Annotated in this window: 19 protein-coding genes; 10 read left to right on the top strand and 9 right to left on the bottom strand. The window is 66.6% G+C overall.

Annotated elements, in window-relative coordinates; translation table 11 throughout:
• Positions 1-151 precede the first annotated feature (151 nt).
• Positions 152-1,759: a Na+/H+ antiporter gene (locus QW845_RS11900; protein WP_315801753.1), complete on the bottom strand. Its 1,608-nt coding sequence runs from the start codon at positions 1,757-1,759 to the stop codon at positions 152-154.
• Between the two features lie 30 nt (positions 1,760-1,789).
• A complete protein-coding gene (locus tag QW845_RS11895; RefSeq protein ID WP_315801752.1) occupies positions 1,790-2,164 on the bottom strand; it encodes a nuclear transport factor 2 family protein in 375 nt (124 codons plus the stop codon).
• 220 nt (positions 2,165-2,384) lie between these two features.
• Between QW845_RS11895 and QW845_RS11890 the strand changes: the two genes are divergently transcribed.
• The gene (locus tag QW845_RS11890) at positions 2,385-4,286 is read left to right on the top strand and encodes a caspase domain-containing protein (RefSeq protein WP_315801751.1); all 1,902 of its coding nucleotides are present in this window, start codon (positions 2,385-2,387) and stop codon (positions 4,284-4,286) included.
• Here the strand turns inward: QW845_RS11890 and QW845_RS11885 are convergent, their stop codons facing one another.
• Together QW845_RS11885 and QW845_RS11880 are read right to left on the bottom strand one after the other, a co-directional pair.
• The gene (locus QW845_RS11885) at positions 4,287-4,979 is read right to left on the bottom strand and encodes a DUF1345 domain-containing protein (protein WP_315801750.1); all 693 of its coding nucleotides are present in this window, start codon (positions 4,977-4,979) and stop codon (positions 4,287-4,289) included.
• 9 nt (positions 4,980-4,988) lie between these two features.
• Positions 4,989-5,909 (bottom strand): farnesyl diphosphate synthase, encoded by a 921-nt coding sequence (locus QW845_RS11880; protein ID WP_315801749.1) that lies wholly within the window; start codon positions 5,907-5,909, stop codon positions 4,989-4,991.
• A gap of 187 nt (positions 5,910-6,096) precedes the next feature.
• On the opposite strand from QW845_RS11880, the gene mtgA reads away from it, so the two are divergent.
• The 3 genes from mtgA (at position 6,097) to QW845_RS11865 (ending at position 8,032) form a co-directional block, all read left to right on the top strand.
• Positions 6,097-6,768 (top strand): monofunctional biosynthetic peptidoglycan transglycosylase, encoded by a 672-nt coding sequence (mtgA, locus tag QW845_RS11875; RefSeq protein ID WP_315801785.1) that lies wholly within the window; start codon positions 6,097-6,099, stop codon positions 6,766-6,768.
• A gap of 167 nt (positions 6,769-6,935) precedes the next feature.
• Positions 6,936-7,118, top strand: coding sequence for a 50S ribosomal protein L32 (gene rpmF, locus QW845_RS11870; RefSeq protein WP_006610266.1), 183 nt, complete (start codon positions 6,936-6,938; stop codon positions 7,116-7,118).
• A 188-nt stretch (positions 7,119-7,306) separates the two neighbouring features.
• Complete coding sequence (locus QW845_RS11865; RefSeq protein ID WP_315801748.1) at positions 7,307-8,032, top strand: hypothetical protein; 726 nt, start codon at positions 7,307-7,309, stop codon at positions 8,030-8,032.
• A 17-nt stretch (positions 8,033-8,049) separates the two neighbouring features.
• Here the strand turns inward: QW845_RS11865 and QW845_RS11860 are convergent, their stop codons facing one another.
• A complete protein-coding gene (locus QW845_RS11860; protein ID WP_315801747.1) occupies positions 8,050-8,271 on the bottom strand; it encodes a hypothetical protein in 222 nt (73 codons plus the stop codon).
• 367 nt (positions 8,272-8,638) lie between these two features.
• Here QW845_RS11860 and QW845_RS11855 point away from each other — a divergent pair, with 367 nt between their 5' ends.
• Positions 8,639-10,306, top strand: a complete 1,668-nt coding sequence (locus QW845_RS11855; RefSeq protein ID WP_315801784.1) for a bifunctional diguanylate cyclase/phosphodiesterase — start codon at positions 8,639-8,641, stop codon at positions 10,304-10,306.
• A gap of 39 nt (positions 10,307-10,345) precedes the next feature.
• Here QW845_RS11855 and phaR read toward each other — a convergent pair whose 3' ends face one another.
• Positions 10,346-10,945 (bottom strand): polyhydroxyalkanoate synthesis repressor PhaR, encoded by a 600-nt coding sequence (gene phaR / locus QW845_RS11850; protein WP_257167926.1) that lies wholly within the window; start codon positions 10,943-10,945, stop codon positions 10,346-10,348.
• A 383-nt stretch (positions 10,946-11,328) separates the two neighbouring features.
• On the opposite strand from phaR, the gene QW845_RS11845 reads away from it, so the two are divergent.
• The 4 genes from QW845_RS11845 to QW845_RS11830 all read left to right on the top strand — a co-directional run bounded on the left by QW845_RS11845 (position 11,329) and on the right by QW845_RS11830 (position 16,764).
• Positions 11,329-12,507: an acetyl-CoA C-acetyltransferase gene (locus QW845_RS11845; protein ID WP_315801746.1), complete on the top strand. Its 1,179-nt coding sequence runs from the start codon at positions 11,329-11,331 to the stop codon at positions 12,505-12,507.
• A 271-nt stretch (positions 12,508-12,778) separates the two neighbouring features.
• Positions 12,779-13,504, top strand: coding sequence for a beta-ketoacyl-ACP reductase (locus QW845_RS11840; protein ID WP_315801745.1), 726 nt, complete (start codon positions 12,779-12,781; stop codon positions 13,502-13,504).
• Between the two features lie 153 nt (positions 13,505-13,657).
• Positions 13,658-14,530 (top strand): DMT family transporter, encoded by an 873-nt coding sequence (locus QW845_RS11835; RefSeq protein WP_315801744.1) that lies wholly within the window; start codon positions 13,658-13,660, stop codon positions 14,528-14,530.
• Between the two features lie 224 nt (positions 14,531-14,754).
• Positions 14,755-16,764: a putative bifunctional diguanylate cyclase/phosphodiesterase gene (locus QW845_RS11830; protein WP_315801743.1), complete on the top strand. Its 2,010-nt coding sequence runs from the start codon at positions 14,755-14,757 to the stop codon at positions 16,762-16,764.
• A 1-nt stretch (position 16,765) separates the two neighbouring features.
• Here the strand turns inward: QW845_RS11830 and QW845_RS11825 are convergent, their stop codons facing one another.
• Positions 16,766-17,200: a cupin domain-containing protein gene (locus tag QW845_RS11825; RefSeq protein ID WP_315801742.1), complete on the bottom strand. Its 435-nt coding sequence runs from the start codon at positions 17,198-17,200 to the stop codon at positions 16,766-16,768.
• Positions 17,201-17,211: 11 nt separating this feature from the next.
• A complete protein-coding gene (gene gloB, locus QW845_RS11820) occupies positions 17,212-17,979 on the bottom strand; it encodes a hydroxyacylglutathione hydrolase (RefSeq protein WP_315801741.1) in 768 nt (255 codons plus the stop codon).
• Between the two features lie 191 nt (positions 17,980-18,170).
• Between gloB and QW845_RS11815 the strand changes: the two genes are divergently transcribed.
• Positions 18,171-18,947, top strand: coding sequence for a class I SAM-dependent methyltransferase (locus QW845_RS11815; protein ID WP_315801740.1), 777 nt, complete (start codon positions 18,171-18,173; stop codon positions 18,945-18,947).
• Between the two features lie 86 nt (positions 18,948-19,033).
• Here the strand turns inward: QW845_RS11815 and QW845_RS11810 are convergent, their stop codons facing one another.
• A complete protein-coding gene (locus tag QW845_RS11810; RefSeq protein ID WP_315801739.1) occupies positions 19,034-19,861 on the bottom strand; it encodes a DUF4167 domain-containing protein in 828 nt (275 codons plus the stop codon).
• Positions 19,862-19,944: the final 83 nt, after the last annotated feature.

The raw sequence follows: 19,944 nt of genomic DNA, 5'->3' as shown, positions 1-19,944 counted from the left end.
TTTGAGGTGTCAACCATGTCTCCGAACACCTGTCAGCCATGTCCCCGGGCTGAACAGCAGCGAAGCAATCCAGAGTCCCGCCCGCCACCCTGGATTGCTTCGCTGCGCTCGCAATGACGAACGGAGAGAGCTATGCGCGACAACTCACGCCCTACAACGGAACGTGCCCATATTCCCGGTTGGCGAGGCTCGCCTCTTCCAGATCCAAATCGCGCTCGATGCGGCGGCGGGTTTCGTCGGTGATCTGGCCGTCGCGGAGCATGACGTGAATGGTCTTGCGTTCCACGCCGATCAGCTCGCGGGTCAGCTCGATGCCGAGCGCGGAGGCGTCGTATTCGTCGGCGTCGAACGCGGCCGGCAGCTGGTTGACGCGGACCTCGTGTCGAGCGCGCAGCAGCCGCATGACCTCGTCGGACACCTCGCGGTCGCTGGTCATCATCTCCAGCGACTTCAGCGCCCGGTCGAGCCCCTCGCGCCGTGCCGCAATCTCCTGCTCGTGCTCTCGCACATGCTCGGCGCGTCCGGTGTTGGAGACGCCGAGCAGGCGCACGACGATCGGCAGGGTCAGGCCGAGGCCGATCAAGGTGAAGAAGATCACGCCGAAGGCGATGAACAGGATCTCGTCGCGATAGGGAAAGGCTTCACCGGTCGAGAGCGTGAGCGGCAGCGCCAGCGCGGTGGCGAGCGAGACCGTGCCGCGGACCCCGGTGAAGCCGATGATGAAGGTCTGCTGCCACGGCGGCAGCGGATCCCTGGCGCGCAGCGAGGGGCTCAGCACGCGTGGCAGGATGGTCGCCGGAAAGGTCCAGGCGAAGCGCGCGATCACGACGATCGCGACCACGAGCGCGGTGGCGATCATGATTTCGTCGAGCGGGAACGCCTTCGACTTCTCGTAGATCAGCCGCATCTGGAAGCCGGTCAAGAGGAACAGCATGCCCTCGATCAGGTAGACGACGAGGTCCCAGAAGAACACGCCCTGCAGGCGGGTTGCGGAGGAGATCCAGAGCGGTCCGTTCCAGCTCATATAGAGGCCGCAGGCGACCGTGGCGATCACGCCGGAGCCGCCGACATGCTCGGGGATCCAGTAGGCGAGATAGGGCGTCAGCAGCGACAGCGTGATCTCGACCTGCGGATCCCGGGCGTAATGGCGGGCGCGCAGCATCAGCCAGCCGACGCCGATGCCGAACGCGATCTCGCCGACCACGATCGCGGCGAACTCGCCGGCCGCGACCGGAAGCGAGAACGCGCCGGTGGTGATGGCGGCCACGGCGAAGCGATAGAGAATCAGCGCCGTCGCATCATTGGCGAGGCCCTCGCCTTCGAGGATGACCATCACCCGGCGCGGCAGGTGCAGCCGGCGGGCGATGGCGAGCGGCGCCACGACGTCGGGCGGCGCCACGATGGCGCCGAGCAGGAAGCCGAGGCTCCAGGGCAGACCGAGAAGATAGTGGGTCGCGATCGCAACCATGGAGGCGGTGAAGATCACGCAGCCGACGGCGAGCAGCACGATCGGCCGCAGGTTGCGCTTGAACTCGCGCCAGCTCATCGCGACGCTCGACGAATAGATCAGCGGCGGCAACACCACCAGCAGCACCAGCTCCGGCGGCAGCGCGAAGGCGGGCATGCCCGGCACGAAGGCCAGCGCGATGCCGGCGAGCATCAGCAGGATCGCCGGCGCCAGGTTGGCCCGCCGTGCAAGAAGGGCGGTTCCCGCCAGCACGGCCAGCAGGATCAGGAATATCTGAAAGTGAGCTTCCATGGCGGGGGGCCTGGCGTCCTTGCGCCGGCCTCAATCCCGGAGGTCGTAGCGGTAGGACTTCGACACGATCTGCCAGCCGTCCTTCAGCTTCATCGCCACCAGGTAATCGGTGAAATAGCGCGGCGGCAGCTGGCAGCGCACCTTGATGAAGGCGGTCTTGTCGTCCGAACGGTCGATGGTGACGATGAAGTCCTCGCGCGGCTTGCCTTCCCCCTTGGCGGAGGGGCGCTTGCGCACCCAGGCCAGCCAGTCCGGCACAGTGAGGATCTTGAGCTCGCCGTTGTCGACCCAGCGCAGGTCCGCGGTGGGGTGGAACACGGCGCCGAGCTTGTCGGCGTCGCCCTCGTAGAGCGCGTCGAAATAGCCCTGCACGACGGCCTCGACGGTGGAACGGTCTGCGCTCATGGCCAACTCCCTGGGGAACCGCGGACAAACAAGGATCGCATTTTCGATGCAAAACGGGGCTTGGCAAGCCATGAACTGCGGATGATGCTCCGTCGACAGAAATATCGTGGCCCAGGCGGGATGTCCCCGGACCGAACCTTGCGTGATCCCGGTCACAAGCCGAACGGCCGCAATCTGCTAGCAGACCGAGCATGTTTCCCAGGGCTATGGGGTAGATACGATGTCGTGGTCAGTTCGATTGGGCGGTTTTCTCGTGGCGGCAGCGCTGCTGCTGGCCGGCCACCCGGCGCTCGCGGAGAAGCGGGTGGCGCTCGTCATCGGCAACTCCGCCTATCAGAACGTGCCGCAACTGACGAACCCGGTCAATGACGGCGCGGTCATGACGGCGACCTTCAAGAGCGCGGGCTTCGATGTCGTCGATTATCGGCGCGATCTCACCGCGCGGGAGACGCGCCGGGCACTGCGCGATTTCGCCGATGCCGCCCGCGATGCCGATATCGCGGTGGTCTACTACGCCGGCCACGGCATGGAGGTCGAAGGGTCGAACTATCTGATCCCGATCGACGCCCGGCTCGAGCGCGACACCGATGTCTACGACGAGACGCTGTCGCTCGACCGCATTCTGGTTGCCGTCGAGCCGGCGAAGAAGCTGCGCCTCGTCATTCTCGATGCCTGCCGTGACAACCCGTTCACCCGCAACATGCAGCGGACGGTGGCGACCCGCAGCCTCGGCCGCGGCCTCGCCAAGGTCGAGCCGACCAGCCCGAACACGCTGATCGCCTATTCCGCCAAGGCCGGTTCGACCGCGCAGGACGGCGACGGCAAGAACTCACCGTTCACCTTGGCGCTGTCGCGGCACATCGCGACGCCCGGACTCGACGTCCGCAAGGCGTTCGGCTTCGTCCGCGACGAGGTGTTGAAGGCGACCGCCAACCGCCAGGAACCGTTCGTGTACGGCTCGCTCGGCGGCGAGGACGTGCCGCTGGTTCCCGGCGTGCCGCGCGTCGTGACGCAGATGCCGGTGACGCCGCCGCCGAACCCTCAGGCCGACATCCGGCGCGATTACGAGCTCGCGATGCAGGTCGGCAACAAGGGCGCGCTGAACGCCTTCCTGGCGCAGTACCCCGACGGTTTCTATGCGAGCCTCGCCAAGCTGCAGCTCGAAAAGCTGACCGCCGAGGAGAACCGCGTGGTCGCCGCCGAGAAAGCCCGCGCGACCGAGGCCGAGCGGGCGCGGCTCGCCGCCGAGGGCGCGCGCAAGGAGACGCTCGCCAAGGCGGAGGCCGAGGCCAAGGCCGCGGAGCAGGCGCGGATCGCAGCCGAGAAGGCCACGCAGCTCGCGCAGCAGCAGGCGGCCGAAGCCGAGAAGAAGCGCGGGGACCAGCAGCTCGCGGCGGTCGACAATCCGCGCGCGGCGACCTCGTCCGGCACGCCGACGGCCGCAGCGCCGCAGCAGGGGCCGCAGGTGGCCGCGCTGACCCCGGCCGCGCAGCCCGCCGATCTCACCAAGTCGGTGCAGCTCGAGCTGCGCCGGGTCGGCTGCCTCACTGAGGATGCCGATGGCGACTGGGGCTCGGCCTCGCGCCGCTCGCTGTCGCAGTTCAACCGCTATGCCGGCACCAAGCTCGACACCCAGGCGGCATCGGCCGATGCGCTCCAGGCGATCAAGCTCAAGCAGGCGCGGGTGTGCCCCCTGGTCTGCCCGCATGGCAGCAAGCCGGACGGCGACCGCTGCACCCGCATCGTCTGTGCCGAAGGCTCGTTCGTCAACGACGACAATGAATGCGAGAAGCGGCGCGACCGGAAGCCGGTCGCCAAGCGCGACAGCAGCGACGAAGATGTGCCGTCGCGCCGCCGCGGCCGTGCGGCACCGGACGCCGGCCTGCCGATGCCGGCTCCCGGTACGGGCGTCGGGGTGGGGATCGGAGGTGGTGGCGGTCTCGGCATCGGGGCGGCCCCGGGCTACACCAGGCCGCAGACGCAGGCGGCCCGGCCCGCGAAGTCGGGCGGGCAGATCTATTGCGACGCCTATCTGTGCCGCACCGTCCGGCCCGGCTGCCGGCTCGAATATCGCGGCGGCGGCGGGCCGGCCAACAATGCCAGCGTCGAGGTATGCAACTGATCAGGAGGAGATCGCGCTGGCGGCGATGTTGACCATCAGGGCGACCAGCGCGGTGTTGTAGACGAACGAGATGATGCCGTGGACGGTCGCGGTGCGGCGAATGATCTTGTCGGTGATGCCGACGTCGGAGACCTGGGCGGTCATGCCGATGATGAAGGAGAAGTAGACGAAGTCCCAGTAGTCGGCGTGCTCGTCTTTGTCGCCGCTGGGGAATTGCAGGCCCCCAGGCTTGGCGCCGCGGTAATAATCATGGGCGTAGTGCAGGGCGAAGGTCGCATGCACCGCGGCCCAGGACAGCGAGACGGTGAGCAGCGCCAGCGTCAGCGCCGGAGCGTCGCGCTTGGAAGCGCCGAGCTCGAGCACGATCGCGGCGATGCTGGCGAAGGCGCCCAGCGCCGTCACCATCAGGATCACGAAGCGGCCATCGTCCTGCATGACCGCCTTGCGGCGGATGTGATGATGCTCGCTGCGCAGCATCATCACCGCGACCAGCACGAGGTAGATCGCGGTGAAGATGTCCCAGCCGATCAGCAGCCGCGTGATCAGGCGGAGCGCCGGCGGCAGCAGGAAGAACGCGACGATCGCGAGCCCCAGCGATATGAAGGTCCGCGGCCGCGCATAGATGACGCGCAGCGCAGCTGGCAGCCTTGCAAAGCGGGCGAGGTCCGGATCGTCAGGATGGACTCCGGCCAACGCCTCGCCTCAGCTCTTGCGTTCGGCAACGAAGTGGGCGGCGGCGCGCAGCACGTCGCCCTTGGCGCCGAAGATCGACAGCGCGGCATCGCCGCGGGCGAGCAGGTCGCGGACGCGCTGCCTGGCGCCCTCGATGCCGAGCTGGGTGACGAAGGTGGTCTTGCCGAGCTCGGCGTCGGCGCCGGCCGGCTTGCCGAGCGTCGCCGCATCGCCCTCGACGTCGAGCAGGTCGTCGGCGATCTGGAAGGCCTCTCCGAGCGCGCGGCCGTAATCGTCGAGCGCCTGGTACTCGGCCGCCGAGGCCTGACCGAGCAGGGCGCCGGCGATGCAGCCGAAGCGGAGCAGGGCGCCGGTCTTCATCTGCTGAACGCGGGCGACGTCGACCGGGCCGCTGTCGCCGAACCGGCCCTCGCCGGCGAGGTCGAGGATCTGGCCGCCGGCCATGCCGCCGACACCGGCGCAGCGGGCCAGCGCCCGGGTCAAAGCGAGGCGGACGCCGGCATCGGGATGAATCTCGTCGCGGGTGATGATGTCGAAGGCGATGGTCAGCAGGGCGTCACCGGCCAGGATCGCGGTGGCGTCGTCATAGGCCTTGTGCAGCGTGGGGCGGCCGCGGCGCAGATCGGAATTGTCCATCGCCGGCAGGTCGTCATGGATGAGGGAGTAGCAGTGGATGCATTCGAGTGCGGCGCCGGCCATCAGCGCGCCCCGGCGCGGGACGCCGAACACGGCGGCGCTCTCGACCACCAGGAACGGGCGCAGCCGCTTGCCGCCGTTCAGGCTGGAATAGCGCATCGATTCGATCAGCCGCTTCGGCCTGATGATCTCGTCGGCCATCGGCGCATCGGACAGGAGCTCCCCGAGCAGCGCTTCGGTCTCCTCCGCGGTCTTGTCCAGGCGTTGGGTGAAGTCGGTGGCCGTCGCAGTCATTTAAGAAGAGCTCCAGGGGGGCGAAATTCGCCGGACAATCGTTGATGGCGGCGACTTCGTCAATTGCCGGGGCGGTGGCGGCTTTCGGCCGCAACGGCGGAAAAAAGCAGGAAACCACATCGAGATGTCGGATAATCCCGGCCAGCTGGCCGCCCCCACGGCGGTCCCAACCGAGCGGCGCCTGCCCTTGCGTACCGTCAGAACCCTCCTCGTGATCGCCGTGCTGGTGCTGCTCGTGCCCTACGCGCTGACGCCGTTCTATGCCGTGGGCCACCCGGTCTCGACCCTGATGCTGTGGCGGTCGGTGACGGGGCAGCCGGTGACGCGGCACTGGATCGACCTCTCGGCGATGTCGCCGTATCTGCCGCGCTCGGTGGTGGCGGCGGAGGATGCCAAATTCTGCAGCCATCACGGCATCGACTGGGGCGCGCTGCGCGAGGTCATGAACGATGCCGAGGACGGCGAGGTCAGCCGTGGCGGCTCGACCATCACCCAGCAGGTCGCCAAGAACCTGTTCCTGTGGCAGGGCCGCAGCTATGTCCGCAAGGCGCTGGAACTGCCGCTGGCGCTGTGGATCGACCTCGTCCTCGGCAAGCGGCGCATCCTCGAAATCTACCTCAACATCGCCGAGCTCGGCCCGTCCGGCCAGTTCGGCGCCGAAGCCGGCGCGAATTACGCCTTCAACCGCTCGGCCGCGGGGCTCGGCCCGCGCGAGGCGGCGCTGATGGCCTCGATCCTGCCGAACCCGGTCCGGCGCAGTGCCCGCACGCCCGGCCCCGGCGTGAGACGGCTGTCCGCAACCTATATGATGCGGGCGCAGTCCTCCGGCCTGCAGACCTGCTGGGGGGAGCGGCGGTAAGGTCCGAGCGGCGCAAATTTGGCCAAAAATGCCTCGGAGAGCCCTAGCCATGCCGCACCCCTTCCTCTATAAGCGCGGCCTTGATCGGCATCCGGGCTCGCCAGCTTCATGGCTGCAGCCGTCCTTTGCGGACGATGCCTTGCAAAAATACCCTAGAGGATACCGATATGGCCGTCCCCAGAAGAAAAACTTCGCCGTCGCGCCGCGGCATGCGCCGCTCGGCTGACGCGATCAAGAAGCCGACCTATGTCGAGGACAAGGATTCCGGCGAGCTGCGTCGTCCGCACCACCTGGACCTGAAGACCGGCATGTACAAGGGCCGCCAGGTCCTGAAGAAGAAAGACGCCTGATTGTCCGCGCGGGCCGCTTTCCAAGCCGCCCGAATTCGGCCATCGATGGGGTTGAAAGCGGTCCCGTGCGACGTGATTCGCCGGGACCGTTGCGTATCTGTGCCGCGTGATCCCGTCTCGCTGTCATCTTCTTCGCACCGATTGATTTTGCGCCGGGCCGCCGCCCGCGCCATCCAAGGCTTCAACCGATGTCCATGGTCGGTTTCCCGCTGCTGCTGATCCCGCTGGCGATCTACAACATGATCGTCTTCCTGATGCCGGGGGTCGCCTTCAGCGAGACGCTGCTGCGCCTTCAGCTTCCGTCCGGCGAGGTCTGGACGATCTCGCTCGGCGACATGCTGCTGGCCCTGGGCGTGCTGCTGCTGCTGCTTGAGATCATCAAGGCGGCGAAGCCGAACGGCAAATATCTCACCGACCACCTGCTGTCGCTGCTGGTCTTCGGCGGCGCCGCCGCCGAATTCGCGATGTGGCAGAAGTTCGGGAACTCGACCTTTCTGCTGCTGACCCTGCTGGCGATGGTCGATTTCTTCAGCGGAGTCTCGCTGCGCACCAAGCGCGCCGCCCGCGCCGTCGTCGCAGCCCCCGCGCCCATGCCGGCTCCCGTCGAAGCGCCCGTTGCGGATCCAGAACCTGAGCCTGTCGAAGAGCCTGCCCGGGAAGCGGTCAAAGAACCGACCAAGACGGAAATTCAGGAGCCGGAGGTCCAGCACGCGGACGCTGCTGCACCCGTCGTTCAAGAGCCGACCGATGCGGTGCCGGCGGCTGCTTCGGTCGCCGAGTCCGTGCTGCTCGACCGCTCGGTCCCTCGGCCGGCTCCCGCGCCGACGACCGGCTGGGTCGCGGAGCCGAAGGAGGCCGAGGCCGCTGCTCCGACCGCTTCTGAGCCGCCCAAGCCCGAGACGCTGAAGCCCTGAGACGCAGGAGCGCGCGCTTAGATCATTTCTCGGGTCCGGCCGCCGGCACGCGTGACCGGCTGAAGCCTCGCCGCATAGGCACTGTGGACGTCGGCAGCGGCCGCGCGCCTGAGCGTGCGGGTCTGCGGCAGCTGCTCGGCGGTCGCGATCAGATGGGTCACGAAGCCGGCATCGGGGCGGGCTGCGCGAATGATCCGCGCGCGACGGTCATGGCTCGCATCGCTCGGCAGCAGCGTCACCGAGCGGGAGGTCTCCTCCAACCCGTCCAGGCGACCGCCGTCCTGATCAATCGTTAACATTGTCCAACCACCGCCGGCGCGATTGTCACGTTCTGGGACGCCGGTACCTTTCGCCCCTCGATCTCGCAAAAGCAATGCCGTCCCAAGCGTCGCTGGGCGCTGCATGTTCCAAACATGGTTGACGCGTCTCGGACACGCGCTCGTCGCCTCGGCATGCTCTCCGTTAACCAGAGATGCGTAGTCTGATTCGCGAAGTCGGCCGCCGCCGCTCGCGCGGGTACGCGTCGGCCGTTCCCAAATCAGCGCCGGTCCTGCCGGCCTGTGCCGAAACGAGGCGACCTTGACATCCGAATTGCCACAGACCGCGATGATCCTGGCGTCCCTGGGCCAAGCCGCCTTCGTCTGGGACCTGGCAAGCGACGTGATCGTCTGGAGCGATCACGTCGGGGCGGTGTTTGCCGACGTTCCGTTGCCGCAGCTCTGCAATGGGGCCGAGTTCAGCAAGCTGATCGAGCCGGACCGCGGCATCCGCACTGAGATCATGCTCCAGACGGCACCGCTATACGGCGCCAGCGGCACGCCGTACCGGATCGAATATGGCGTGCGCACCCACGCCGGGGCGCCGCTGATCTGGGTCGAGGAAACCGGCTGCTGGTTCGCAGGCTCCGACGCGCGGCCGGCCCGTGCCCAGGGCATCGTCCGGATCAACAACGAGCGCCACGCCCGCGAGGAGCAACTGCTCAAGCTGTCACGGCACGATCCGCTGACCGGCGAGCTGAACCGGACGCATCTGCTGGCGACGCTTGCCGAGGTGATCGAGGAGGCGCAGCGGTTCCGCTTCTCCTGCGCCTTCATGCTGGTCGGCATCGATCATCTCGCGCGCATCAACGACGCCTTCGGCTTCGACGTCGCCGACGGCGTCGTGCTGGAGATCGCCCAGCGCATCCGGGGCCGGCTCCGTGGTGGCGACACGCTCGGGCGGTTCTCGGGCAACAAGTTCGGGTTGATCCTGAAGAACTGCACGATGGACGACATGACCACCGCCGCCGAGCGTTTTCTCGCGACCGTGCGCGACGAGGTGGTGCCGACCAAGTCAGGGCCGGTCGCCGTCACCGCGACGATCGGCGCAGTGAGCGTTCCCCGTCACGCCCGCTCGGTCGAGGAAGCGGTCAACCGCGCCCATGAGACGCTCGACGCCGCCAAGCGCCGCCGCATCGGATCGTTCTCGACCTGGCGGCCGAACGTGGAGCGCGACGCGCAGCGCAAGGTCAACATCCGCGTCACCGACGAGATCGTGACGGCGCTCAATGAGCGGCGCATCGTCACGGCGTTCGAGCCGGTGGTGAATGCCAACACGCTTGCGCCCGCCTTCTATGAATGCCTGGTGCGGATGCGCCAGGATGACGGCCGGGCCTTGCTGGCGCCGGACGTCGTCCCGGTCGCCGAACGGCTCGGATTGATCCGTCTGGTCGATCACCGCATTCTGGAGCTGGTGGTGGCTGAGCTCGCGAGCACGCCCGACGTCACCCTGAGCCTCAACATCTCGCCTGAGACCACCATGGATCCGGACTGGTGGGCCTCGATCGAATCCATGATGCGCGCCCATCCTGGGGTCGCCGAACGGCTGATCGTCGAGATCACCGAGACGGTCGAGATCCAGGACGTCGACGATCTCCGCGGCTTCGTGACGCGGCTGAAGGATCTCGGCAGCCGAATCGCCATCGATGATTTCGGCGCCGGGCACACCTCGTTCCGCAATCTGCGCAAGCTCGGCGTCGACATCGTCAAGATCGACGGCGCCTTCGTGCAGAATCTCGTGCGCTCGGCTGACGACCGCGCCTTCGTCCAGACGCTGGTCGAGCTGGCGCGACGGCTGCAGATCAAGACGGTCGCGGAATGGGTGCAGGACGAGGCGTCGGTCGCGCTGCTGCGCGACTGGGGCTGCGATTACATCCAGGGCCGGGTGATCGGCCTCGCCTCGGTCGATCGGCCGTGGATCGAGCACGGCAGGGCAGAATTGCCGGCGGCGAGCTGATCAGCCGCCGGCCTCCAATCGCGGATCAAGCGGCAAGCGTCAGCCTTGCTGCTCGTCCTTCTTCGGCTCCGACATGCGGTCGAGCCGGTCCTGCATTTCCTTCATCTGGCGGCGCAGCTCGTCGATGTTGTCGTCGGCGGCGGCAGCAGCGGGCTCGGCGGCCTTCTCCTCGGCGCGGACCGCACCAGGCGCGAACGGCTTGAACATCGAGAAGGTCTGCTGGAACAGCTCCATGTTGCGGCGCACCTGCTCCTCGAGCGGCGCGAAAGGCGTCCCGCTGAAGGTGTCGGCGATCTGCTTGCGGAACTTCTCCTGCTCCTTGGTCAGTGTGTCGATCGACTGCTCCAGGTATTTGGGTACCACCATCTGCATGCTGTCGCCGTAGAAGCGGATCAACTGGCGCAGGAATGTGGTGGGCAGCAGGTTCTGTCCCGCCTTGTTCTCCTGCTCGAAGATGATCTGGGCGAGCACGGACCGGGTGATGTCGTCGCCGGTCTTGGCGTCGTAGACCAGGAAATCCTCCCCGTTCTTAACCATCGAGGCCAGATCTTCGAGGGTCACGTAGGTACTCGTCCCGGTATTGTAGAGCCGCCGGTTCGCGTATTTCTTGATCGTGGTGGGTTGGTCAGATTTCGCCATGAGCTCACACATGCAAACCGAGAACAGGGAACCCGGCGGCGTCGCCGCAGGGCGAAGAGCTACGCAATGCAATAACGTAATCACTTTCGGGCGAGTTCGGCTACGGTTTTGTGCGGAACGGTTAATCCCGCAGCAGAATTCCTGCTCACGAAACCGCCAAGCGTGCCAATTTGAATGCGCCGCAACAGGAATCGCTGATGCCGCCAATTGACATGTCGCAACGACGTTAACAGGATGAAGTGCGAAGGTTGCGCATCTGCCAATCCGAGGCTTGCGGACGGCCGGCGCGACCGTGAACGAAGAAATTCGGTTTGATTTCAAATACGCCCGATCTCTCAAGCCCTCGTTTCCACGTCCAAGATCAAGAACCCCAGGAGATGCTCATGTCAGACGATGTCGTCATCGTCAGCGCCGCCCGCACCGCGGTTGGAAGTTTCAACGGTGCCTTCGCCAGTGTCCCGGCCCATGAGCTGGGTGCGGTGGCCATCAAGGCCGCGCTGGAGCGCGCCGGTGTCGAGCCCGGCCGCGTCTCGGAGGTCATCATGGGCCAGATCCTGACTGCGGCGCAGGGCCAGAACCCGGCGCGCCAGGCCTCGATCGCCGCCGGCATTCCAGTCGAGAGCCCGGCCTGGGGCATCAACCAGCTGTGCGGCTCCGGCCTGCGCTCCGTTGCGCTCGGCTATCAGGCGCTCGTCAATGGCGACTCCGACATCGTGGTCGCCGGCGGCCAGGAGTCGATGAGCATGGCGGCGCATGCGCAATATCTGCGCGCCGGCGTGAAGATGGGCTCGCTCGATCTGGTCGACACGATGATCAAGGACGGCCTGTGGGACGCCTTCAATGGCTATCACATGGGCAACACCGCGGAGAACGTTGCGAAGCAATATCAGATCACGCGTGCGCAGCAGGACGAGTTCGCCGTTGCATCGCAGAACAAGGCCGAGGCGGCTCAGAAGGCCGGCAGGTTCAAGGACGAGATCGCGCCCGTGACGGTGAAGAGCCGCAAGGGCGACACTGTGGTCGACACCGACGAATATCCGCGTCATGGCGCGACGATCGAGGCCATGGCCAAGTTGCGCGCGGCCTTCGAGAAGGACGGCACGGTCACAGCCGGCAACGCGTCGGGCATCAATGACGGCGCAGCGGCCGTGGTGCTGATGACCGCCAAGCAGGCGGCCAAGGAAGGCAAGACCCCGCTCGCGCGGATCGTGTCCTGGGGCCAGGCCGGCGTCGATCCGAAGGTCATGGGCACCGGCCCGATCCCGGCGTCGCGCACGGCGCTGAAGAAGGCCGGTTGGAACATCGCCGACCTCGACCTGATCGAAGCCAACGAGGCGTTCGCCGCGCAGGCCTGTGCCGTGAACAAGGACCTCGGCTGGGATCCGGCCAAGGTCAACGTCAACGGCGGCGCGATCGCGATCGGCCATCCGATCGGCGCATCCGGCGCGCGCGTGCTCGTGACCCTGCTGCATGAGATGCAGAAGCGCGACGCTAAGAAGGGCCTCGCGACGCTGTGCATCGGCGGCGGCATGGGTATCGCGCTGTGCGTCGCACGCGACTAAAAAGCCGGCAGTGACTGCGAACCGTTCAGCCTTCGCAATCGCGTCCAGCTCAACTAAAGATCAACGCCCGGCGATCTCGCCGGGCGTTTTGTTCTTGATGTCCGTCAAACACGTCGCATAATCGACCACTAAAAAAATGGAGTTGAGCGAGCATGGATGGTCGTGCGGCAAGGTGATGGTCGCGCGGAGGTTCATGATCCAATAACAACGGTAGGCACGGTGGCAGCCAGAGGTTGTCCTGTGCGATCAGTCATCGAGGGAAGGATTCGACATGGCACGTGTGGCGTTGGTGACGGGGGGAACGCGCGGTATCGGAGCGGCGATCAGCAAGGCGCTGAAGGCGGCGGGATATAAGGTCGCGGCGAATTACGGCGGCAACGATGCCGCTGCGGAGAAGTTCAAGAGCGAGACCGATATCCCCGTCTACAAATGGGACGTCAGCTCGTTCGAGGCCTGCGGTGAGGGCATCAAGAAGGTCGAAGCCGATCTCGGTCCCGTCGATGTCCTGATCAACAATGCCGGCATCACCCGTGACACCGCCTTCCACAAGATGACGCTCGAGCAATGGAGCGCGGTGATCAACACCAATCTCGGCTCGCTGTTCAACATGACCCGCCCGGTCATCGAGGGCATGCGCGCGCGCAAGTTCGGCCGCATCATCAACATCTCCTCGATCAACGGCCAGAAGGGCCAGTTCGGCCAGGTCAACTACTCCGCGGCGAAGGCCGGCGACATCGGCTTCACCAAGGCGCTCGCGCTGGAGACGGCCAAGGCCGGCATCACCGTCAACGTGATCTGCCCGGGCTACATCAACACCGAGATGGTGCAGGCGGTGCCGAAGGACGTGCTCGAGAAAGCCATCCTGCCACTGATTCCGGTGGGGCGCCTCGGCGAGCCCGAGGAGATCGCGCGCGCCGTGGTGTTCCTCGCGGCCGACGAGGCAGGGGCCATCACCGGCTCGACGCTGTCGGTCAATGGCGGCCAGTACATGGTGTGATCTGCGCCGGCGGCGTTGCCTCCGGCCGCCGTCTGCGGCTAAGGAAAACGTGATGCCCGCGCTCGCCGCGGGCATTCACGTCTTGGACGCTCCCCGCACGGACGCAGGCGTGGGTGGCCGGCATGAGCCGGCCGTGACGGAGCCTGCCGCCTGATGTCCCAGCGCACTGCGACCCTGATCGGTCTGACCGCGATCCTGATGTGGTCGCTGCTCGCCTTGTTGACGGTCGCGACCGGCACGATTCCCGCCTTCCAACTGGCGGCAATGACCTTCGCGGTCGGCGGTGCGGTCGGCCTGGCCAGTTTGATCCGTCGAACGGACGGGCTCCAGGTGCTGCGGCAGCCGGTGGCGGCGTGGGTCGTGGGCGTGGGCGGGCTGTTTGGCTACCACGCGCTTTATTTTCTGGCGCTGCGCTTCGCGCCACCGGCCGAGGCCGGGCTGCTGAACTATCTCTGGCCGCTGCTGATCGTGCTGTTCTCGGCCTTTCTGCCGGGCGAGCGGCTCGCGGTTCATCACGTGATCGGTGCCGGGATCGGTCTCGTCGGCACCGCGCTGCTGTTGCTCGGTAACGGTGCGAGCTTCGCTGCGAGCCAGTTGCCGGGGCTTGCGGCCGCCTTCGTCGCGGCGTTCGTGTGGGCGATCTATTCGGTGCTCTCGCGCCGTCTGAAGGCGGTGCCGACCGATGCCGTCGCCGGCTTCTGCCTGGCGACGTCCGCTCTCGCGGCCCTGGTCCATGTTGCGGTCGAGCGAACGGTCTGGCCTGACGGTCCGATGCAGTGGCTCGCTGTTGTCGGTCTCGGCATCGGTCCGGTCGGTGCTGCGTTCTATGCCTGGGACATCGGCATGAAGCGCGGCGACATTCGGGTGCTGGGTGCGGCGTCCTATGCGACGCCGCTGTTGTCGACGGCGTTCCTGATCGTTGCCGGCTACGCGCGGCCGAGCGCGACGATCGCCGTGGCGGCGCTGCTGATCGCCGGTGGCGGTCTGGTCGCGGCCAAGGACATGTTCCTTCTGCGCAAGCGCTGAGCGCTCGGGTGAAGGGCGAGGTGAGCGGAGTCAGGCCTCGCATGCGAACTTCGGCGGCCCAATCCGACGGTTATCCTTGATGCGCACTTAACCGTGCGCAAAACCAGCGCGCCGGCCGGTAGCTCACAACCGTCGATTACAGTTTGACGCGTTCTGCACCTAACCCGCCCTTTACCCGTCCTGAGCGATAGTCCCTGCGAAATGGTGCTGACAACGGGGCGGCAATGCCGGACGTGAGACGTTACATGGCCCGCGCGGCGGAGTTGTTTCGCGTTCCCGCCGACAATCCCGAGCTGACGCGTGCGCAGTTCCAGGCGTTCTCCAAGCAGGTGCCGCTGCTCTATTTCATTCTCATCACCAATAGTCTGGCGCTCGCCTACACGTTCCTGCCGGTGGCGCCAGCGTGGCTGACGATTTCAGTGCCGGCGCTGCTGTCGACGATTACCGGCGTTCGCATGCTGTGGTGGCTGCGGCAGGGCGAGTCCGCCAGCAGCGACGCCGAGGTGCTGCGCAACCTCCGTGTCACCAACCGGATTGCCGGTCCGATCGGAGCGCTGTTCGTCGTCTGGTCGTTCGCGTTGTTTCCCTATGGCGATCCGTTCGCCAAGGGGCAGGTCGCGTTCTACATGGCGGTCACGGTCATCGGCATCATCTTCTGCCTCATGCATCTGCGCTCCGCGGCGCTGATCGTGACCCTCGTGGTCATCGTCCCCTATGTCGTCTTCTTCATGTCCACGGGCGTTCACGCGCTGCGGGCGATCGCTGTCAATCAGCTGCTCGTGTCCGGCGCCATGGTCACGGTGCTGTTCATCTACTATCGCGATTTCGCTGCGCTGGTTGCCAGCCGCAAATCGCTGCTCGCGGAGCAGGCCGCGACGCAAGCGCTGTCGGATGAAAACTTCCGGCTCGCCAATCTGGATTCGCTGACCGATCTGCCCAATCGCCGTCGCTTCTTCTCGGAGCTCACGCAAGCCTTCGCCGAGGCCGAGCGGGACGGCACGCGGCTTGCCGTCGGCATCATCGATCTCGACGGCTTCAAGCCGATCAACGACACCTATGGGCATACGGTCGGCGACCGCGTGCTGATGGAGGCCGCGCGCCGCATCCGCGACGCCTGTGCCGGCCATGGCGGCCAGGTCCATCTCGCCCGGCTCGGCGGCGACGAGTTCGGACTGGTGGTCGCCGGCAATCCAACGGACGACGATCTGCTCAACCTCGGACGGCAGATCACCGACCTCATCAAGCTGCCTTATCAGTTCGACACGACCCATACGGGCCTGTCGTGCTCGACCGGCTTTGCGCTGTATCCGCGCTCGGCCATGGTTGCGGATGCGCTGTACGAATGCGCCGATTATGCGCTCTACCACGCCAAGCGTCGCGCCCGCGGCCAGGCCATCATCTTCTCGACCGAGCTCGAGGCGGAGATCCGCAGCCGCAGCGTGATCGAGCATCTGTTGCGCACGGCCGATTTCGACGCCGAGATGGATCTGGCGTTTCAGCCGATCATGGACGCCACGAACGCACGCACCACCGGCTTCGAGGTCCTGGCGCGCTGGCACAGTCCCAAGCTGGGCACGGTGTCGCCCGCGAGCTTCATCCCGGCCGCCGAGCGGATCGGCGTCATCCGCAGCCTGACGCGTTGTCTCCTGGTCAAGGCGCTCGCCGCGGCGCGGACCTGGCCGGACGACATTCGCGTGTCGTTCAATCTCTCCGCACACGACATCTGTTCTCCGGACGGCGTTCTTCCGCTGCTGGCCGTCATCCATGCCAGCGGTGTGCCGCCGCGCCGCATCGAGTTCGAGATCACCGAAACCGCCGTCACCTTCGATTTCGCTCGTGCCGAGCAGTCGATCGCGGCATTGAAGGCGATCGGTTGCGGCATCTCGCTGGACGATTTCGGCACCGGCTACTCGTCGCTCAGCCACGTTCACCGGCTGCCGCTCGACAAGCTCAAGGTCGACCGCAGTTTCGTGAGCGACGTCAATGCCAATCCGATCAGCCACAAGATCATCAAGTCGCTGACCGGCCTCTGCGCCGACATGGAAATTTCGTGCGTAGTCGAAGGTGTCGAGACCAAGGAGCAGCTCGACAGCCTGCGGCGTCTGGGCGCGGACTACATCCAGGGCTACTACTTCGCCAAGCCGATGCCGGCCGATGCGGTTTCCGGCTTCCTCGCCCAGGAGCGCGAGCGCTTCGCCGAGCCGGCCGCGAAGGTCGTCGGCGCGAGCGCCTGACTCAGACCTCCGGCTCCCAGCCGGGCGGCGCGAGTTCGAATCCTTCGAACATGAAGCCCGGCGCCACCGTGCAGCCGACGAGCGTCCAATCGCCGCTGCTCTCGGCGGCCTGCCAGGCATGGGCGGGCACCACCGCCTGCGGTTGCTGGCCGGCTGCGAGGTCGATGCCCAGCGTCGTCGTTTGCGGCGCCTGGCCTTCGGCGGCGATCCGCAAGGTCAGCGGTGCCCCGGCATAGAAGTGCCAGGTCTCGACTGCATCGACCCTGTGCCAATGCGAACGCTCGCCGCGCGCAAGCAGGAAATAGATCAGCGTCGATGCGGCGCGGCCGGAGGCGTCGACGGCCGGATCGCGAAACGTCTCGCGAAAATGTCCGCCCTCCGGATGCGGCTGCAGACCGAGACGCGCGATGATGTCGGCAGCCGAGAGCGTAGCCATCGTCCTCAGCCCTACGACTTGTTCTTGCGCTCGCGCAACTCGCCGAACACCTGCTCGGCGCTCGCGCCCTTCATGCGCAGCCGCAGCGCGACGGCCGGATCGTCGGCGCGCAGGAACACGTTGGTGTTCTTTTCGTCGCCGAGCAGCGACGGGATGGTCGGCCGGTTGGCGGCACGGAGCCGTCCCACCTCGTCGGCGCGGGCTTTCAGTGCCTCGTTGTCGCCGTCGACGGTGAGGGCGAATTTGACGTTCGATGCGGTGTATTCGTGGCCGCAATACAGCCTGAAATCGTCCGGCAGGGCGCGCAGCTTGAGCAGCGAGTCCCACATCATCGAATAGGTGCCCTCGAACACGCGGCCGCAGCCGACCGAGAACAGCGTGTCGGCCGCAAACAACGCCTTGTCGGCATCGAACACGTAGGAGACGTGGTCGAGCGTATGGCCTGGCGTTTCCAGCACGCGCGCGAGCAATTCGCCGATCTTCACGACATCGCCATGGGCGACTCGCAGATCGACGTTGGCGATCGCCGTCGTCTTGTCGTGCGGCGCGACGACCCGGCAGCCATATTTCTGCTTGAGCTCGGCGACGCCGCCGACGTGGTCGTGATGATGATGCGTGATCAGGATGTCGGTGAGCGTCCAGCCTTCGGCGTCCAACTGCCGGACGATCGGTCCGGCCTCGGGGGCGTCGATCGAGGCAGTCGCACCGGTCGCAGGGTCATGGATCAGATAGCCGAAATTGTCGGACAGGCAGGTGAAGGCGCGGATGTCGGCGGCCATGATGTCTCCGTCGGCGGGACCGGGCGAGGCACGATGGTCGCGCTCGCGATGCCAGAGGTCGTGGAGGCGGAGCCCGGGCGCGGCGTTGCGGGCGGCCTCCGATGTGCCGGGCAGAGATATGGCGTTAACGCTGGAGGCGCAACGCAATATTGGGCGCGCGGCGGCGCGCGCCCGCATGATACATTGACGTCATGGACGTGATCGATCTGCGAAATTTCTATTCGGGTCGCCTCGGGATCGTCGCGCGGCTCCTGATCAACCGCGGTATCCGCGCGCGCTGGCCGAGCGCGGCCGGGCAGCGGGTGCTGGGCATCGGCTATCCCACGCCCTATCTCGGCTTGTTCCGCGAGGATTCCGAACGCTGCATCGCCTTCATGCCGGCGGCGCAGGGGGTGCTGAAATGGCCGACGGCACGGCCGACGCTGGCCTCGCTGGTGGACGAATTCTCGCTGCCGCTGCCCGATGCGGCGGTCGACCGCATCCTGATCGTGCATGCGCTGGAGATGTCGGACGACCCGGCCGGGCTGCTGCGCGAGATGTGGCGGGTGCTGGCGCCGGCGGGACGCATGATCATCGTGATCCCGAACCGGCGCGGCGTCTGGACGCGGACCGACAACACGCCGTTCGGCCATGGCCGGCCTTATTCGCGCTCGCAGATCACGCAGCTGCTGCGGCAGACCTGGTTCACGCCGACCGGCTGGGGCGAGGCACTGTTCATGCCCCCGGTTGGCGGCTGGTTCCTGAAATCGGCGATGGCCTGGGAGCGCGTCGGCGCGGCGCTGTCGCTGCCGTTCGCCGGTGTCCACATCGTCGAGGCGACCAAGCAGGTCTACCGGGTGATCCCGGCGCGCCGCGAGCGCATCCGGCTGATCCCGCGGCTCGAACCGGTGCTGGCGCCGTCGCCGTCGGCCCCCGGATCCAGTGGCTCCGGTCGCCGCGAGGCCGGTCCGCCGTCGCGCGAGGGATGATCCCGGGCCGTTCTCCTGCGCGCCTCCCGCACAAAAAAACGGGTGGGCTCTGAGCCCACCCGTTTCGTCATGATGGAGCGTAATCGCTATTCGCCCGGATTGAGATCCTCGCTCGGCGCCGGTGCAGCAGCGGCCGCTTCAGTGCGCGGACCATGCGGACGCCGGCGGCGGCGCGGATAGCGCTCGGCAGCGCCCTCGAAGGCGGCCGGGGGATTGGCGATCTGCGGCTGCGGACCGGTGATGAAGGACGGCAGCCGATCGACGCCGCTGTCGGCGATGACGGGCTGGGGTTGCGGCTGCGGCTGGTACTGGACGGGCTGCGGACGCTCGCGGTGCTCGCGCGGCTCCCGCTCGCGATGCTCCCGCGGTTCACGGTGCTCCCGCGGCTCGCGGTGTTCGCGCGGCTCGCGATGCTCACGCGCTTCGCGATGCTCGCGTGGCTGCTGCTCGCGCTGATAGGGCTGGTTGTCGCCGCGCTCGCGCTGGCCGCCTTCGCGGTCGCGCATGAAGGGCTGGGGCTGAGGCTGCGGCTGGGCCGGAACGAAGCCGGGCTCCTGGCCGAAATGCGAGAAGCTCTCGCCGTCATCATCGAGGTCGTCGACGGTCAGGTCCTCGGTGTTGCGCGGCTGCTGCGGCTGGTTCTGGCGGAATTGCTCCTGCGCGGCGGCAATCAGGCGGAAATAGTGCTCGGCATGCTGGTAGTAATTTTCGGCGGCAACGGGGTCACCCGAGGAGCGGGCGTCGCGGGCAAGCTGGACATATTTCTCGGCGACATGAGAGGCTGTGCCGCGGATCTTGATGTCCGGCCCGTTGGACTCGAACACCCTGGTCAGCGGATTCTGGCCGCGCCGGTTATTATTGTTGTTACCGCTGTTCCGGTTGCGCATCCGCTTGTTGTTCTGACCGTTTCTCATGTCCTGCCTTTATTCCAACCCTGCGTTAGGAGCACCGATTGTCTGAGCACTGATTGTTATGCACTGATTGTTATCGGAATACC

The organism is Bradyrhizobium sp. SZCCHNS3002 (genome assembly GCF_032377435.1).
GTDB lineage: Bacteria > Pseudomonadota > Alphaproteobacteria > Rhizobiales > Xanthobacteraceae > Bradyrhizobium.
Note: the sequence above shows the minus strand (reverse complement) of the source record. Positions and strands in the feature narration are given on the sequence as shown.

Excerpts from the sequence above, each read along its gene's own strand:
- QW845_RS11825 (WP_315801742.1), bottom strand. The coding sequence starts at position 17,200 with ATGGCTACGCTCTCGGCTGCCGACATCATCGCGCGTCTCGGTCTGCAG.
- QW845_RS11855 (WP_315801784.1), top strand. The coding sequence starts at position 8,639 with ATGATCCTGGCGTCCCTGGGCCAAGCCGCCTTCGTCTGGGACCTGGCA.
- QW845_RS11900 (WP_315801753.1), bottom strand. The coding sequence starts at position 1,759 with ATGGAAGCTCACTTTCAGATATTCCTGATCCTGCTGGCCGTGCTGGCG.
- QW845_RS11845 (WP_315801746.1), top strand. The coding sequence starts at position 11,329 with ATGTCAGACGATGTCGTCATCGTCAGCGCCGCCCGCACCGCGGTTGGA.
- QW845_RS11830 (WP_315801743.1), top strand. The coding sequence starts at position 14,755 with ATGCCGGACGTGAGACGTTACATGGCCCGCGCGGCGGAGTTGTTTCGC.
- QW845_RS11880 (WP_315801749.1), bottom strand. The coding sequence starts at position 5,909 with ATGACTGCGACGGCCACCGACTTCACCCAACGCCTGGACAAGACCGCG.
- rpmF (WP_006610266.1), top strand. The coding sequence starts at position 6,936 with ATGGCCGTCCCCAGAAGAAAAACTTCGCCGTCGCGCCGCGGCATGCGC.
- QW845_RS11835 (WP_315801744.1), top strand. The coding sequence starts at position 13,658 with ATGTCCCAGCGCACTGCGACCCTGATCGGTCTGACCGCGATCCTGATG.
- QW845_RS11890 (WP_315801751.1), top strand. The coding sequence starts at position 2,385 with ATGTCGTGGTCAGTTCGATTGGGCGGTTTTCTCGTGGCGGCAGCGCTG.
- QW845_RS11865 (WP_315801748.1), top strand. The coding sequence starts at position 7,307 with ATGTCCATGGTCGGTTTCCCGCTGCTGCTGATCCCGCTGGCGATCTAC.
- QW845_RS11810 (WP_315801739.1), bottom strand. The coding sequence starts at position 19,861 with ATGAGAAACGGTCAGAACAACAAGCGGATGCGCAACCGGAACAGCGGT.
- QW845_RS11815 (WP_315801740.1), top strand. The coding sequence starts at position 18,171 with ATGGACGTGATCGATCTGCGAAATTTCTATTCGGGTCGCCTCGGGATC.
- phaR (WP_257167926.1), bottom strand. The coding sequence starts at position 10,945 with ATGGCGAAATCTGACCAACCCACCACGATCAAGAAATACGCGAACCGG.
- gloB (WP_315801741.1), bottom strand. The coding sequence starts at position 17,979 with ATGGCCGCCGACATCCGCGCCTTCACCTGCCTGTCCGACAATTTCGGC.
- QW845_RS11895 (WP_315801752.1), bottom strand. The coding sequence starts at position 2,164 with ATGAGCGCAGACCGTTCCACCGTCGAGGCCGTCGTGCAGGGCTATTTC.
- QW845_RS11840 (WP_315801745.1), top strand. The coding sequence starts at position 12,779 with ATGGCACGTGTGGCGTTGGTGACGGGGGGAACGCGCGGTATCGGAGCG.